Source organism: Methylobacterium crusticola, assembly GCF_003574465.1.
Taxonomy (GTDB): domain Bacteria; phylum Pseudomonadota; class Alphaproteobacteria; order Rhizobiales; family Beijerinckiaceae; genus Methylobacterium; species Methylobacterium crusticola.
In genome coordinates this window covers 35,188-49,977 of the sequence record NZ_QOWC01000028.1, presented here as the reverse complement: position 1 = coordinate 49,977, position 14,790 = coordinate 35,188, and the positions used below count along the sequence as shown (strand labels likewise).

The 14,790-nt window shown below is 73.9% G+C and carries 12 protein-coding genes; 11 read left to right on the top strand and 1 reads right to left on the bottom strand.

The genetic code is table 11. The features are described 5' to 3' along the window. Positions 1-131 precede the first annotated feature (131 nt). Positions 132-947: a GntR family transcriptional regulator gene (locus tag DT057_RS14855; RefSeq protein WP_162501416.1), complete on the bottom strand. Its 816-nt coding sequence runs from the start codon at positions 945-947 to the stop codon at positions 132-134. Between the two features lie 317 nt (positions 948-1,264). Between DT057_RS14855 and DT057_RS14850 the strand changes: the two genes are divergently transcribed. From DT057_RS14850 to DT057_RS14800, 11 genes are all read left to right on the top strand, one after another. After that, positions 1,265-2,611 (top strand): amidase, encoded by a 1,347-nt coding sequence (locus tag DT057_RS14850; protein ID WP_203236283.1) that lies wholly within the window; start codon positions 1,265-1,267, stop codon positions 2,609-2,611. Positions 2,612-2,622: 11 nt separating this feature from the next. Continuing rightward, entirely contained in the window at positions 2,623-2,844 is a 222-nt protein-coding gene (locus tag DT057_RS14845) for a hypothetical protein (protein ID WP_128562877.1), read from the top strand. After that, the gene (locus tag DT057_RS14840) at positions 2,844-4,283 is read left to right on the top strand and encodes an amidase (RefSeq protein ID WP_128562876.1); all 1,440 of its coding nucleotides are present in this window, start codon (positions 2,844-2,846) and stop codon (positions 4,281-4,283) included. The genes DT057_RS14845 and DT057_RS14840 overlap by 1 nt, the downstream gene beginning before the upstream one ends. A gap of 191 nt (positions 4,284-4,474) precedes the next feature. Next, positions 4,475-6,100 (top strand): ABC transporter substrate-binding protein, encoded by a 1,626-nt coding sequence (locus tag DT057_RS14835; protein WP_128562875.1) that lies wholly within the window; start codon positions 4,475-4,477, stop codon positions 6,098-6,100. 68 nt (positions 6,101-6,168) lie between these two features. Further along, positions 6,169-7,113 (top strand): ABC transporter permease, encoded by a 945-nt coding sequence (locus tag DT057_RS14830; RefSeq protein ID WP_128562874.1) that lies wholly within the window; start codon positions 6,169-6,171, stop codon positions 7,111-7,113. Positions 7,114-7,120: 7 nt separating this feature from the next. Continuing rightward, positions 7,121-8,032 carry an ABC transporter permease gene (locus DT057_RS14825; RefSeq protein WP_128562873.1) on the top strand — a complete coding sequence of 304 codons (912 nt, stop codon included), beginning with the start codon at positions 7,121-7,123 and terminating at the stop codon, positions 8,030-8,032. A 9-nt stretch (positions 8,033-8,041) separates the two neighbouring features. Further along, on the top strand, positions 8,042-9,220 hold the full coding sequence (locus DT057_RS14820; protein ID WP_128562872.1) for an ABC transporter ATP-binding protein: 1,179 nt from the start codon (positions 8,042-8,044) through the stop codon (positions 9,218-9,220). After that, positions 9,221-10,273: an ABC transporter ATP-binding protein gene (locus DT057_RS14815; protein ID WP_407068142.1), complete on the top strand. Its 1,053-nt coding sequence runs from the start codon at positions 9,221-9,223 to the stop codon at positions 10,271-10,273. Continuing rightward, positions 10,270-11,691, top strand: coding sequence for an amidase (locus DT057_RS14810; RefSeq protein ID WP_162501415.1), 1,422 nt, complete (start codon positions 10,270-10,272; stop codon positions 11,689-11,691). The genes DT057_RS14815 and DT057_RS14810 overlap by 4 nt, the downstream gene beginning before the upstream one ends. Continuing rightward, positions 11,688-13,328 carry an amidase gene (locus DT057_RS14805; protein WP_162501414.1) on the top strand — a complete coding sequence of 547 codons (1,641 nt, stop codon included), beginning with the start codon at positions 11,688-11,690 and terminating at the stop codon, positions 13,326-13,328. The genes DT057_RS14810 and DT057_RS14805 overlap by 4 nt, the downstream gene beginning before the upstream one ends. Before the next feature lie 14 nt (positions 13,329-13,342). Further along, complete coding sequence (locus DT057_RS14800) at positions 13,343-14,653, top strand: amidase (protein ID WP_128562868.1); 1,311 nt, start codon at positions 13,343-13,345, stop codon at positions 14,651-14,653. Positions 14,654-14,790: the final 137 nt, after the last annotated feature.

The following is a 14,790-nucleotide window of genomic DNA, read 5'->3' as shown; positions in this document are numbered from 1 at the left end:
GTCACAGGTTCAAATCCTGTCCCCGCAACCATGATCCCGACAACGAGAACCCCGCCAGGCTCCGCCCGGCGGGGTTCTCGCGTTCTGCCGCCCAGCAGCGACGGTGGGTGAGGGCGCGCAGGCGGATCCCTCTACGTGCGGGTGATCGCCACGGAGTAGAAGAACCGGTCGGACGGCAGGGTGTTGATGGCCACGAGCATCAGGCGGCGCCCGGTGCCGAAGAAGCGCCGCGTGATCTCGAGCGCGGGCGCGCCCGCCGCCGCGTCGAGCCGCGCCGCCATCGCCGCGCTCAGGACCGTCGCGCGGATCTCCTGCTGGATCTCGAGCAGCTTCTCCCCGGAATGCTTCTCGAGCAGGACGAACAACGCGGTCCGCAGCACCCCCGGGAACCGGAACGACGACGCCAGCCGGTGGTCGATGTAGACGCTCACCGAGGCGAACGGCTTCGCCATCGACTCCCTCCGGCGGGTGCAGGTCAGGTGGAGCCACTTCCGGTTGGCGCGGCAGCCGAGCTCGGCGGCGAGGCCGCCGCGGGCGATGATCCACTCCGAGGAGTCGATCGTCATCTCGGAATCGGCCGCGATCTCCACGAGGTCGGTGGCCGAGAGCGCCGAGTAGGTGACGCGCTCGGGCGCGTGCCGGGCCTCGACCCGGGTCCCGACACCCTTGCGGGCGCTGACCAGTCCCTCCTCGCGCAGGAGGCCGATCGCCCGGCGCACCGTCTGCCGGCTGACCCCGTTGCGCCGCGCGATCTCCACCTCCGTCGGCAGCAGCCCGCCGACCGGATGCCGCCCGCCCTCGATCTCGGACCGCAGGGCGCGCGCGAGCTGAAGGTAGCGCGGCGTCCCGTCCGGCCCGGAGCCGGGCAGGGGGCCGGGCCCGCCGCCGGGCAGCCCGCCGGCGCCCCGGCTGCCCGACGCCCGTGGTCCCGTGGCGCTCGCCGCCATGCCCTGCCTCCACGACCGTCCGGACGGACGCCCCGCCGAAACCATCATCACCTGGCTGCCCGAAGAGCACGACGATGCCCAGCAGGCAAGCAGCCGGGTCCCCGCCGATATCTCGACCGTATGTACGCACTTATGCCGGCGCTCTCCCGGGCAAGTGATTCCGCCTCTCCGGGCTGGCACGCGCATTGCAGCGCCCTTGCCGCGGTTCGATGGCGGATGGGTGAGGCCAAGGCGGGGATGAGGCGATGACGAGCGCGGTCCAGCCCGGCTCCGACGCGGAGGCGATCCTCGATCGCGGTGTCCGTAAGATCGGACATATGCTGCGCGCACGCGAGGTTTCGGCGAGCGAGATCGCCCGCGCCTGCCTGGCCCGGATCCGGCGTCACGACGGGCACCTCAACAGCTTCATCACGGTGACGGAGGAACGCGCGCTCGCGCGCGCGGCGCAGGCCGATGCCGAGCTGGCGCGCGGCGTCGACCGCGGCCCCTTCCACGGCATTCCCTACGCGCTCAAGGACAACGTCGACACGGCCGGCATCCTGTCGAGCTCGCATTCCAGGATCTTCGCCGACCGCGTCCCGGCCGAGGACGCGGAGGTCGCCCGGCGCCTCGCGGAGGCCGGCGGCGTCCTCGTCGGCAAGACGGCCACCTTCGAGTTCGCCATCGGCGGGCCGGCCTGGGACCTGCCCTGGCCGCCCGCCCGCAACCCGTGGAACCGCGACTACCTGCCCGGGGGCTCGTCGTCCGGCTCCGGCGCCGCGGTCGGGGCCGGCTTCGTCCCGGGCGCGGTCGGCACCGACACGGGCGGCTCGGTGCGCTGGCCCGCCGCCATGTGCGGCGTTGCCGGGCTCAAGCCGACCTACGGGCGGGTCAGCCGCCGCGGCATCCATCCCAACACCTACTCGCTCGATCACGCCGGACCGCTCACCCGCACGGTCGAGGATTGCGCCCTGATGCTGGGCGCCATGGCGGGCCACGACCCGCGCGACCCCGGATCGATCGACGTGCCGGTGGAGGATTACGCGGCGGCCCTGACGGGCGACGTCCGCGGCCTGCGGATCGGGCTCGTGCGCCACTGGTACGCGTCCGATGGGCACCCCGAGGTCGTGGATGCCGTCGACGCCGCCGTCGCGGTGCTGCGCTCCCTCGGCGCGGCCGTCGAGGAGATCGTCCTCGATCCCCTCCAGGACTACGTCGATGCCAAGACCACCCTCTCGGTCAGCGAGCTCTACGCCGTCCACGAGGCCGACCTGAAAACCCGGCCGGGCGAGTTCGGCCGTCACCTGCGCACCCGCGTCATCGGCGGTGCCCTGATCCGGGCCGAGGACTACATCCAGGCCCAGCGCTGGCGCACCGAGCTCGTCACCCGCGCCATGGCGCATTTCCGCCGCTTCGACCTCCTGGTCACGGCCGGCTGGCTCGCGCCCGCCGACCCGGCCGACCCGGACGGCGCGGATTTCTTCCGCAAGCGGCTCCTCGTCACCATGCCGTTCAGCCTCACGGGCATGCCGGCGCTCGTCGTGCCCTGCGGCCTCTCCTCCGGCGGACTGCCGCTCTCGCTCCAGATCGGCGGGCGTCCCTTCGACGAGGCGAGGGTGCTGCGGGCCGGCGACGCCTACCAGCGCGCCACCGCCTGGCACCACGCCCGCCCCGTGCTCCCGTGAGGAGGATCCCCATGCCCGAACCCAGGCCGGCCACCCGGGAGGAGATCGCCGTCATGGCGCGCCTCGCCGGGCTCGACCTCTCGCCCGAGCATTTCGAGGAGCTCGTCGGGGCCTACGCGAACCTCGAGCCGATGCTCTGGCGCCTGCGCCGCGGCCGCGACCGGGCCGACGAGCCCGCCCACGTGTTCGATCCGCGCAAGTTCATGCCGGTCGATCCCGGCACCGGGCGCTGATGGCCGGGCCGCTGCACGAGCTCACGGTGGCGCAGGCCGGGCGACTGTTCCGGTCGCGGGCGCTCTCGCCCGTCGAGCTCACCGCCGCCTACCTGGCGCGCATCGCGGCGCTCGATCCCGCGCTCAACGCCTTCATCGCGGTCACGCAGGAGCGCGCGCTCGCCGAGGCGAGGCAGGCCGAGGAGGAGCTCGGGCGCGGCCACGACCGGGGGCCCATGCACGGGATCCCGTACGGCCTCAAGGACATCTTCGAGACGGCGGACCTGCGCACGACCGCGCAGTCCCGGCTGCTCGCCGCGCACGTGCCGCGCCGCGACTGCACCGTCCAGGCGCGACTGCGGGCGGGGGGCGGCGTGCTGCTCGGCAAGCAATCGACCTGGGAGTTCGCCCTGGGAGGCCCGTCCTTCGACCTGCCCTGGCCGCCGGCCCGCAACCCCTGGGACCTCTCGCGCTCCCCGCTCGGCTCGTCGAGCGGGGCGGCCGCCGCCATCGCGGCGGGCCTGTGCCCGGCCGCGACGGGCAGCGACACCGGCGGCTCGATCCGGATGCCGGCGGCCGCCTGCGGCATCGCCGGGCTCAAGCCCACCTACGGCCTCGTCAGCCGGCGCGGCGTGCTGCCGAACGCCTACTCGTACGACCATTGCGGCCCGATGGCCTGGAGCGCCGAGGATTGCGCGCTGATGCTCGGCGTGATGGCCGGGTACGATCCGGAGGATCCGGGCTCGCTCGACGCGCCGCCGGCCGACTACGCGGCCGCCCTCGCGCGCCCCGTGCGGGGCCTGCGCGTCGGCGTCGTGCGCCACTGGTACGAGGAGGAGGTCCGGGCCGAGCCGGGCGTCGTCGCGGGCCTCGACGCGGCCCTGGCCGTGCTCCGGGACCTCGGCTGCCGGGTCGCCGACGTCCGGCTCCCGGGGCTCCGCGAGTTCGGCGACGCGAAGACGCCCATCACCCTGTCCGAGCTCTACGCGCTCCACGAGGGCGACCTGAAGCGCCGTCCCGACGCGTTCGGCCGCAGCCTGCGCTACCGCGTGCTCGCCGGCGCCCTCGTGCGGGCGGAGGATTATGTGCAGGCCCAGCGCTGGCGCGCCGAGCTGACGGCGGCGGTCGGCGCCGTCCTGGAGGAGGTCGACCTCCTGGTGACCGCCGGCTCCTTCACGGCGGCCCCGAGCCTCGATCCCGACGAGCCGCCCACCTTCCTCGGCGCCGCGGTGCCGTCGATCACCGGGCCCTTCAACACGACCGGCATGCCCGCCCTCTCGGTCTGCTGCGGCTACGACGGCGCCGGGCTGCCGGTCGGGATGCAGATCGCCGGCCGGCCCCTCGACGAGGGCCGGGTGCTGGCGCTCGGCCACGCCTTCGAGCGGGCCACCGCCGCCGGCCGGCGGCGCCCGGCGGAGGCCGGGATGCAGGGCGCGCCGGCCCCGGCCGACACGGGCTAGCGCCGCGGCACCCGATCGCGCCGCCATCGGGTGCCGCAGCGTTAGCCCGTGTTCCCGACCCTCCCGCGCGCCGGACCGGCGTCCGGGCCGGGCGGGAGCGCTCCAACGACGGGCGGCCGGGCCAACCGGCCGCGATCAGGGACGGACGACGCCGCGGGAGTGCCGACGAATCCTGTTTCGAGGACGCGGGCATGATCAGACGTGGTTGCTCCAAGCCGCTGGCGAGCGCGGCGCTACTCTCGGGCCTCGGGCTCGCGCTCGCCGCGGGCCCGGCGCTGGCGCAGTCGAAGCCCGGCACGCTGCGGGTCGCCATGACGGCCGGCGACATCCCGCTCACCACGGGCGAGCCGAGCCAGGGCGGCGAGGGCATCCGCTTCATGGGCATCACGGTCTACGACGGGCTGACGCGCTGGGACCTGTCGAAGGCCGACCGCCCGCCCGTCATCGTGCCGGACCTGGCCGAGAGCTGGGCGGTGCACGACGACGACAAGAAGGTCTGGACCTTCCGGCTCCGCCGGGGCGTCAAGTTCCACGACGGCTCGGAATTCACCGCCGACGCCGTGACGTTCAACTTCGACAAGCTGCTGACGAAGAGCGCCCCGCAATACGACGAGGCGCAGGCCGTGCAGGGCTCCCTGTGGGACGGCTCGCTCGCGAGCTGGCGCAAGATCGACGACTACACGGTCGAGATCACCACCAAGCAGCCCGATGCCAACCTGCCCTACGCCCTCGCCAACATCTTCATGTCGAGCCCCAGGCGCTGGGAGGAGATGGGGCGCGACTGGAACAAGGTGGCGCAGAAGCCGTCCGGCACCGGCCCGTGGAGGCTCGAATCGTTCAAGCCGCGCGAGCGCGCCGACCTCGTGCGCAACGCGAACCACTGGGATCCCGCGCGCATCCCGAAATCGGAGCGGCTGATCCTGTACCCGATGCCGGACTCGAACACCCGCGTCGCCGCCCTGCTGTCGGGCCAGGTGGACTGGGTCGAGGCGCCGCCGCCCGACGCCATCCCGCGGCTCAGGCAGCAGAAGATGCAGATCGTCACCAACATCTACCCGCACGTCTGGCCCTACCAGCTGAGCTTCCTCGACGACTCGCCGTTCCGGGACGTGCGCGTCCGCAAGGCCGCGAACCTCGCCATCGACCGCGAGGGGCTCGTCAAGCTCCTTGGCGGGCTCGCGGTGCCGGCCAAGGGCCAGATCGACCCGAGCCACCCCTGGTTCGGCCGCCCGAGCTTCGACATCACGTACGATCCCAAGGAGGCGATGCGCCTCCTCGCCGAGGCGGGCTACGGGCCCAAGAAGCCGCTGCGGCTCACCATGATCATCTCGACCTCGGGATCCGGGCAGATGCAGCCGCTGCCGATGAACGAGTTCATCAAGGAGAACTTCAAGGACGTCGGCATCGACATGGAGTTCGAGGTGCTCGACTGGGAGGCCCTGCGCACCCGGCGCCGCCTCGGTGCCTGGGCACCGGAGAACAAGGGCCGGAGCGGCATCAACAACTCGACCGCCTACTGGGACCCGGATATCGGGCTGATCGGGCCGGCGGCGTCGTTCATGCCGGTGCCGCTCGGCTTCAACTGGGGCCGCTACAAGAACGACAAGGCCGACGCCCTCGCCACGAAGGCCAAGCAGACCTTCGACCCGAAGGAGCAGGACAAGGTCCTGGCCGAGCTGCACACCGTGATGGTGGACGACGCGATGTGGCTCTGGGTCGTGCACGACCTCAACCCGCGCGCCATGCGGCCGAACGTGAAGGGCTTCGTCCAGGCCCAGAGCTGGTTCCAGGATCTCACCTCCGTCACCGTCGAGTAGCGGACGAACGGACCGCGCCCCGCCTGGGCGGCGCGGCCCACCACGAGGGGCTTTGCAGGCAGGCCGCCATGCTGATCTACGTGCTGCGACGGATCCTCTACACGCTCCCGATCGTGATCGGGGTGTCCCTCGTCTGCTTCTCGCTCATCCATATCGCCCCGGGCGATCCCCTGAGCGCCGTCATGCCGGACGGCGCCTCGCCGGAGGTGATGGCCCAGATCCGGCAGGCCTACGGCTTCGACCGGCCGCTGCCCGTCCAGTACCTGAAGTGGCTGCTCAACATGGCGAGCGGGGATTTCGGCGTCTCGACCATGACGCGCCGGCCGGTCGCGAGCGAGGTCTTCCCGGCGGTCGCCAACACCCTGATCCTGTCGGCGGCGGCCGTCGTGATCGCCTTCGTGCTCGGCACCGGCCTCGGCCTCGTGTCGGGCTACACCGCCGGCAGCCTCCGGGACCGCGGCGTCACCGTCCTGTCGACCACCGGGGTGTCGATCCCGCACTACTGGCTCGGCATGGTCCTGGTGGTGATCTTCGCCGTCAACCTGAACCTGCTGCCCGCCACCGGCATGGGCTCGGGCGGCCTCTCGCTGCGCTGGGACGACGTGCAGCACATGGTGCTGCCGGCCCTGACCCTGGCGGTGATCCCGGCCGGCATCATCGCGCGCTCCCTGCGCGGGACCGTCATCGACGTGCGCAAGCAGGACTTCATGCAGACCCTCTACGCAAAGGGCCTGCCCGGCCGCCGCGTCTTCGTGCACGTGGTCAAGAACGCGCTGCCCGCGGTGCTCGCCGTGATGGGGCTCCAGCTCGCGCAGCTCCTCGGCGGCTCGATCCTGGTCGAGACGGTGTTCGCCTGGCCCGGCACCGGCTTCCTCCTCAACAACGCGATCTTCACCCGCGACCTGCCGGTGCTGCAGGGCACGATCCTCGTGCTCGCGCTCTTCTTCGTGTTCATCAATCTCGCGGTCGACATCGTGCAGTCGGTGGTCGATCCGCGCATCAAGCGCGCCTGAGGCCGTGATGCCCAACGAAGCCGTCCTGGCGCCGCCCGCCGCCGCCGCCGCGCCCCGGAAGGGCCGCCGGCCCGCCTCCCGCAGCTTCTGGCGCAACGTCCTGCGCCGCATCCTGCGCGACCCGGTCACGCTCGCCTGCGCGGTGATCCTCCTCGCCATCGTGCTCGCGGCGGCCTTCGCGCCCGCGATCGCGCCGCACGACCCCTACCGGACCAGCATGCTGCGCCGGCTGCTCGCCCCGGGCGAGAACCCGAGCTACCCGCTCGGCACCGACGAGCTCGGGCGCGACCTCCTCTCCCGGCTGATCTACGGCGGCCGGCTCTCGCTCTTCATGGGCTTCGCGCCGGTCGTCCTCGCGACGCTGGTCGGATCGCTGTTCGGGATCCTGGCCGGCTACGCGGGCGGGCGCGTCAACATGCTGATCATGCGGGCGATCGACGTGTTCTACGCCTTCCCGTCGGTGCTCCTGGCGGTGGCGATCTCGGGCGTGCTCGGGGCCGGCATCGGCAACACGATCTTCTCGCTCACCCTCGTCCTCGTGCCGCCCATCGCCCGCGTGGCCGAGAGCGTCACCACGCAGGTGCGCACGCAGGACTACATCGAGGCCGCCCGCGCGACCGGCGCCTCCGGCTGGCGGATCGTGACCGGGCACGTCGTCTCGAACGTGACGGGGCCGATCCTCAGCTACGCCTCGACCCTGATCTCGGTCTCGATCGTGCTCGCCTCGGGGCTCTCGTTCCTCGGCCTCGGCATCAAGCCGCCGGAGCCCGAATGGGGCCTGATGCTCAACACGCTGCGCCAGTCGATCTACGTGGCGCCGGTCAACGCCGTGCTGCCCGGCGTCGCGATCTTCGCGACGTCGATGTGCTTCAACCTCATGAGCGACGGGATCCGCGCCGCCATGGACGTCAAGCAGTAGGGAGCGCGCATGGGGCTCGACACAGCCGCGGCCCGCCGCCCGGCCACGCCGGGAGACCGCGGCGACCCCCGGGATCGCGGCGATCCCCGGGATCGTGGCGACCCCCGGGATCGCGGCGATCCCCGGGATCGCGAGGATCCCCGGGATCGTGGCGGTCCCCAGGATCCCCGGGACCGGGGCGGGCCGGCGCAGCCGCTCCTCGCGGTGACGGGGCTGCGCAAGCACTTTCCCCTGGCCGGAGGCCTGCTCGGGCGTCCGCAGGGCTGGGTCCAGGCCGTCGACGGGGTCGACTTCGCCATCGCCAAGGGCGAGACCCTCGGCATCGTCGGCGAGTCCGGCTGCGGCAAGTCGACGACGGCCCGCCTGCTCATGCACCTGATCGCGCCGGATGCCGGGCAGGTCGTGTTCGACGGCGAGGAGGTCGGGGCCATGCGCGGCCTCAGCGTGCGCGACCTGCGCCGGCAGATGCAGATGGTGTTCCAGGACTCGCACGCCTCCCTCAACCCGCGCCTGACCATCGAGGATTCGATCGCCTTCGGCCGCAAGGCCGCCGGGATGCCGGTCCCGGAGGCGCGGGACCGGGCCCGGACGATGCTCGGCCTCGTCGGCCTCACCCCCGGGCAGTTCGCCCAGCGCTACCCCCACGAGCTCTCCGGGGGCCAGCGCCAGCGCGTGAACATCGCCCGGGCGCTCGCCATGGAGCCGCGCCTGCTCATCCTCGACGAATCGGTGTCGGCCCTCGACAAGTCCGTGGAGGCGCAGGTCCTCAACCTGCTCCAGGACCTCAAGGCGCGCCTCGCCCTGACCTACATCTTCATCTCGCACGATCTCAACGTGGTGCAGTACATGAGCGACCGCGTGCTGGTGATGTACCTCGGCAAGCCGGTCGAGATCGGCACCGTCGCGGAGATCTACGAGCGGCCGCGCCATCCCTACACGGAGGCGCTGCTCTCCTCCCGGCCGAGCCTCGATCCGCGCCGGCGCCGGTCCGTGCCGCCGCTGTCCGGCGACCCGCCGAACCCGATCAACCCGCCGAGCGGCTGCCGCTTCCGCACCCGCTGCCCCCTGGCCGAGCCGGTCTGCGCCGGGCGGGAGCCGCTGCTCGCCGCGGCCGGTCCCGACGCGCCGCACCCCGTCGCCTGCCACGCCCGCCAGCCCGGGTCCGGGCACACCCGGGCGGCGGCCTGAATGAGCCTCATGACAGCCTCCCCCCGGCGGCCCGCCGCGCCGCTCGTCGCGGTCGACGACCTCACCGTGCGCTTCGTGTCGCGCGACCTCGACCTCTCGGTCGTCAACGGCGTCTCGTTCACGCTCGAGCCCGGCGAGACCCTCTGCCTCCTCGGCGAGTCGGGCTCGGGCAAGAGCGTGACCCTGCGCGCGCTGATGCGGCTCTTCCCGCCGACCGCGCGCCTCGGCGGCCGGGTCACGGTCGACGGGGTCGACGTGCTCGCCCTCGACGAGCGCCGCCTGCGGGCCGTGCGCGGCTCCCTCGTGGCCATGATCTTCCAGGAGCCGATGACGGCGCTCGACCCCGTCTTCACCGTGGGCCGGCAGATCGCCGAGACCATCGTGTTCCACGAGGGCGCGTCGTACCGGGCGGCCGACCGGCGCGCCCTCGAGCTCTTCGACCTCGTGCAGATCCCCTCGGCGGCCCGGCGCCTCGACGCCTACCCGCACGAATTGTCCGGCGGCCTGCGCCAGCGCGCCATGATCGCCATGGCGCTCGCCTGCCGCCCCAAGGTGCTGCTGGCCGACGAGCCGACGACGGCCCTCGACGCCACGGTGCAGATCCAGATCCTGCTGCTCCTGCGCGCGCTCCAGCGCGAGCTCGGCATGGCGACGATCGTCGTGACCCACGATCTCGGCGTCGCCTGCGAGACCGCCGACCGGATCGCCGTCATGTACGCGGGCCGCTTCGTCGAGACGGGGGACGTCGAGCAGGTCATCGACACCCCCCGGCATCCCTACACCCGGGGCCTCCTGCGCTCGACCGTCCAGGGCGCCGCGAAGGGCGCCCGGCTGACGCCCATCGCCGGCGCGCCGCCCGACCTGGCCGACCTGCCGCCCGGATGCAGCTTCGCGCCGCGCTGCCCGGACGCCCGCGAGGCCTGCCTCGCCGCGTCGCCGGACCTGTACCGGCCGGCGCCGGGGCAGGGCGCCCGCTGCCTCGGCTACGCGCCCGACCTCGCCTTCGAGGCCTCGCCCCCACTCACCCCGGCGGAGAAGGACCTCGCCGCATGACGCAACCGGACCACGCCGCGCCGCTCTGGGCCCTCACGGTCGCGCAGGCGTCGCGGCGCATCGCCCTCGGCACCCTGTCGCCGGTCGACCTCGTCGAGGCGTTCCTCGCCCGCATCGCGGCGGTCGACGGCCGGCTCAAGAGCTACATCCTGGTCGATGCCGCGGGCGCCCGCGCGGCCGCGCGGGCCGCCGCCGACGAGCTCGCGGCGGGGCGGCGGCGCGGGCCCTTGCACGGGCTGCCCTTCGCGGTGAAGGACAATTACGACGTGGCGGGCCTGCCCACGACCGCCAATTCCCGGTTGCGGCGCGACGCCGTCGCCGACCGGGACGCCACGCTGGTGGCGCGCCTGAGGCGCGCGGGCGCCGTCTGCCTCGGCAAGCTCTCGACCTGGGAGTACGGCACCGGCAACGGCGGCGAGTACGGCGACTCGCCGTTCCCCACGACCCGCAACCCGTGGGACCTGGAGCGCTTCGCCGGCGGCTCCTCGACGGGCGTCGGCGCCGCGGTGGCGGCCGGCACGGCGATGTTCGGCCTCGGCTCCGACACCACCGGATCGGTGCGCCTGCCGGCCGCCGCCTGCGGCGTGGTGGGCCTGAAGCCGACGCCGGGCCGCGTCAGCCGCCACGGCCTCCTGCCGAACTGCGCCTCCCTCGACGTCCCGGGCCCCTTCACCTGGACCGCCGAGGACGCGGCGATCGTCCTCGGGGCCATCGCCGGGCCCGACCCCGCGGACCCCGTGACCGAGGACGTGGCCGTGCCGGATTACCGGCGCCGGATCGGCCGGGGGATCGCCGGCCTGCGCATCGCCGTCGCGGCCGAGGGGGGCGAGGGCTTCCCGCCGCCCGACCCCGACATGGCCGCGGCCCTCGCGGCCGGGCTCGCGATCCTCGAGGGGCTCGGCGCCACCCTGGTCGAGACGGCGCTGCCCATCCCGGCCGCGGCGTGCTTCGCGGTCTCGCGCCTGATCGGGCCGCCGGAATCGGCCTCGATCCACGAGGCGGAGCTGCGGGACCACCCGGCCGAGCTCGGCTTCGCGCTCCGCGACAAGCTCCTGGGCGGGACGCTCGTGCGCGCGGCGGACTACATCGCGGCGCAGCGCCGGCGGCGCGAGATCGCGGACTCCGTCGAGGGGGTGCTCGCCGGCGTCGACGCCCTCGTGACCTTCGGCACCCACCACGTCGCGCCGCGCCTCGCCGACGGGGCCGCGATGACCGCCTTCACGGTCGAGAGCACGATGACGCCCTTCAACCTGTCGGGCCATCCGAGCCTCGTGCAATGCACCGGCTTCACGCCGGCGGGACTGCCGACCTCCTGGCAGATCGTCGGCCACCGCTTCGACGAGGCGACGATCCTGCGGGTCGCCGCGGCCTACGAGAACGCGACGCCGTGGCGGGCGCGCAGGGCAGAGGTACGATGACGGATCTCCACCACCTCCCGGTATCCGAGGCCGGCGCGCTCATCGGCGCGCGCAAGCTGTCGCCGGTCGAGCTCCTCGACGCGGTCCTGGCGCGCATCGACGCCGTGGACGCGCGGCTCCACAGCTACATCGCGGTCCTCGGCGAGCGCGCCCGCGCGGCCGCCCGGCAGGCCGAGAGCGAGATCATGGCCGGGCGCTGGCGCGGGCCGCTCCACGGCATCCCGTTCGGCGTGAAGGACAATTACCACGTGGCCGGCCTGCGCACGACGGGCGGGTCGCGCCTGATGCAGGACAGCCCCCCGCAGACGGCCTCCTCGACCATCGTGGCGCGCCTGGAGGCCGCCGGCGCGGTGCTGGTGGGCAAGCTCAACACCTGGGAGTACGGGACCGGCAACGGGCAAGTCTACCACGACCTGCCGTACCCGGCGGCCCGCAACCCCTGGGACCTCGGGCGCTTCACGGGCGGCTCGTCCACGGGGGCGGGCGCCGCCGTCGCGGCCGGCACGGCGCTCTTCGCCCTCGGCTCCGACACCGGCGGCTCGATCCGCCTGCCGGCCGCCGCCTGCGGCCTCCAGGGCCTGAAGGCGACCTTCGGCCTCAACAGCCGCGCCGGCTGCCTGCCGAATTGCTGGTCGCTCGACCACACGGGCGCGCTGACCTGGACGGTGGAGGACCAGGCCATCGTGCTCGGCGCCACCGCGGGCCACGACCCCGCCGATCCCTCGAGCGCCGCCGCGGCCGTGCCGGATTACCGCGCCTCCCTGCGGGCCGGTGTCGCCGGCCTGGTGATCGGGATCGTGCGCGATCTCGGCCCGGAGGGCGACGCCCTCGACCCGGCGAACCGGCGCGCGCTCGACGAGGCCGCCGACATTCTGCGGGCGGCCGGGGCGGTGATCCGGGAGGTGGTGCTGCCGGCCCCCTTGAGCCACTACCGGGAGGCGAGCTGGGTCATCAACTGGGCCGAGTCCTTCTCGATCCACGAGGCGGACCTGCTGGAGCGCCCGCACCTCATGGGGCGGGCCCTGCGGGCCAAGATGATGACGGGCTTCTGCGTCCGCGCCGTCGACTACCTGGCGGCCCTGCGCCTGCGGCGCGCGCTCGCCCGCGCCACCGACGCGCTCGTGCGCTCCGTCGACGCCCTGCTGATCCCCGGGGCCTTCCACGTCGCGCCGCGCTTCGGCGACCCGGAGACGGTCCCGCACTTCACCCGCGACACGGCCTGCGCGGTCTTCAACCTGAGCGGCCATCCCGCCCTCTCGCTCTGCACCGGCTACGACCCGGACGGCCTGCCGCTCAACCTGCAGGTGGTCGGGCGATACTTCGACGAGGCGACCGTCCTGCGGGTCGCCCACGCCTACGAGGCCGCGACGCCCTGGCGGCAGCGCCGCCCCGCGCTCACCCCCGTCCACGAGGAGCCCCGCATGCCCGACACCTCGCCCCCCGCGGTCCCGCCGGAGCTCTTGGCGGAGGCCGGGGCCTACGCCCGCCGCTACGGCCTGACGGAACTCTCCCCCGCGATGCTGGCCGAGCTCGCCGCCCTGTTCGACAAGGCCGCGAGCGCCGGGCGGGCGATCCCGCGCATGCCCTCCAAGGAGGACGAGCCGGCGCACGTCTTCCGCGTCCCGCTGCCCCGCTGAGCGAGGAGGCCGCGATGGAACCCTGCTTCCTCACCGCGAGCGAGGCCGCCGCGCGGATCCGCGAGGGGCGGCTCACGAGCGAGCGCCTGGTCCGCTCCTGCCTCGAGCGCATCGCCGTGCGCGACCCCGACGTGAAGGCGTGGCTCCACGTCGACCCGCGGGCCGCCATCGCGGCCGCCCGCGAGGCCGACAAGCAGCCGGCCCGCAGCCGCCTGCACGGCCTGCCCTTCGGCGTGAAGGACGTGATCGACACGGGCGACATGCCCACCACCTACAACTCGGCCAACTGGCAGGGGTACCGGCCGGCCAAGGACGCGGCCTGCGTGGGGGTGGTGCGCGCCTCGGGCGCCGTCATCCTGGGCAAGACCGACACGGTGGAGTTCGCGGCCGCCGGCCGCAAGGCCGCGACCCGGCACCCGCGGAACGCCGGCCACACCCCGGGCGGCTCCTCGTCGGGGTCCGGGGCGGCGGTGGCCGACCATCAGGTGCCGCTCGCCTTCGGCACGCAGACCGGCGGCTCCCACATCCGGCCGGCCTCCTTCAACGGCATCTACGGGCTGAAGCCGACCTGGGGCAGCGTCAGCCGCGAGGGCGCGAAGGTCTACGCCAACTCCCTCGACACGATCGGCTGGTACGGCCGGTCGGTGGCGGACCTCGCCCTCGTCGCGGAGGCCTTCCGCCTCGACGGCGTGGGCGCGACCGCCCCCGTCGCCGCCCCGCAGATCACCGTGGCGCTCTGCCGGACGCCGTACTGGCCGAAGATCGAGCCGGCCGGGGAGGCGGCCTTCGCGGCGGCGGCCGAGCGGCTCGGGCGCGCCGGCATCGCGGTGCGCGAACTCGCGCTGCCGGCGGCCTTCGGCGAGCTCTACGACGCCCAGACCACGATCATGTTCGGGGAGGGGCGGGCCGCGTTCCTCGACGAGTACCTAATCCAGGGCGCCCGGCTCGGCCCCGACTTCGTCGCCCGGGCCGAGAATGCCAGGGGCATCGGGCCCCGGCAGATGATCGAGGCCCACGACCTCGCGGCCGCCTGCCGGCGGGAGTTCGAGGCGCTCGTCGGCGCCGACGTCGTGCTGGCGCCGGCCGCCCCCGGCGAGGCGCCGGAGGGCCTGCACACGACGGGCGACCACGTCTTCAACGCCATGTGGACACTGCTGCACGTACCCTGCCTCGGCGTTCCCTGCACGACGGGGAGCAAGGGCCTGCCGGTCGGCATCCAGCTCGTCGGGCCGCGCTACTCCGACGCCCGCCTGATGGCGGTCGCCGAGGTCCTGGCGCCGGTCATCGACGCCGAGGGCCGGGAGGACCGCCCGGGCGCGGCCTGAGGCGCCGCCGCGGCGGATACCCGGGAGCGCCCCCGGACATCCGCCGCGCGGGCTCGAGGAACACGCCGGGAGGGGCACCGGCGGCGCGCGGCCTCGGCGCCGTTGCGCCCCGTGCCCCGGTCCGGCCGCGCGCGATG

Bases quoted from the DNA above. Each gene is read 5' to 3' on its own strand.
- DT057_RS14825 (WP_128562873.1), top strand. From the start codon at position 7,121: ATGCCCAACGAAGCCGTCCTGGCGCCGCCCGCCGCCGCCGCCGCGCCC.
- DT057_RS14850 (WP_203236283.1), top strand. From the start codon at position 1,265: ATGCTGCGCGCACGCGAGGTTTCGGCGAGCGAGATCGCCCGCGCCTGC.
- DT057_RS14820 (WP_128562872.1), top strand. From the start codon at position 8,042: ATGGGGCTCGACACAGCCGCGGCCCGCCGCCCGGCCACGCCGGGAGAC.
- DT057_RS14815 (WP_407068142.1), top strand. From the start codon at position 9,221: ATGAGCCTCATGACAGCCTCCCCCCGGCGGCCCGCCGCGCCGCTCGTC.
- DT057_RS14810 (WP_162501415.1), top strand. From the start codon at position 10,270: ATGACGCAACCGGACCACGCCGCGCCGCTCTGGGCCCTCACGGTCGCG.
- DT057_RS14835 (WP_128562875.1), top strand. From the start codon at position 4,475: ATGATCAGACGTGGTTGCTCCAAGCCGCTGGCGAGCGCGGCGCTACTC.
- DT057_RS14830 (WP_128562874.1), top strand. From the start codon at position 6,169: ATGCTGATCTACGTGCTGCGACGGATCCTCTACACGCTCCCGATCGTG.
- DT057_RS14855 (WP_162501416.1), bottom strand. From the start codon at position 947: ATGGCGGCGAGCGCCACGGGACCACGGGCGTCGGGCAGCCGGGGCGCC.
- DT057_RS14800 (WP_128562868.1), top strand. From the start codon at position 13,343: ATGGAACCCTGCTTCCTCACCGCGAGCGAGGCCGCCGCGCGGATCCGC.
- DT057_RS14840 (WP_128562876.1), top strand. From the start codon at position 2,844: ATGGCCGGGCCGCTGCACGAGCTCACGGTGGCGCAGGCCGGGCGACTG.
- DT057_RS14845 (WP_128562877.1), top strand. From the start codon at position 2,623: ATGCCCGAACCCAGGCCGGCCACCCGGGAGGAGATCGCCGTCATGGCG.
- DT057_RS14805 (WP_162501414.1), top strand. From the start codon at position 11,688: ATGACGGATCTCCACCACCTCCCGGTATCCGAGGCCGGCGCGCTCATC.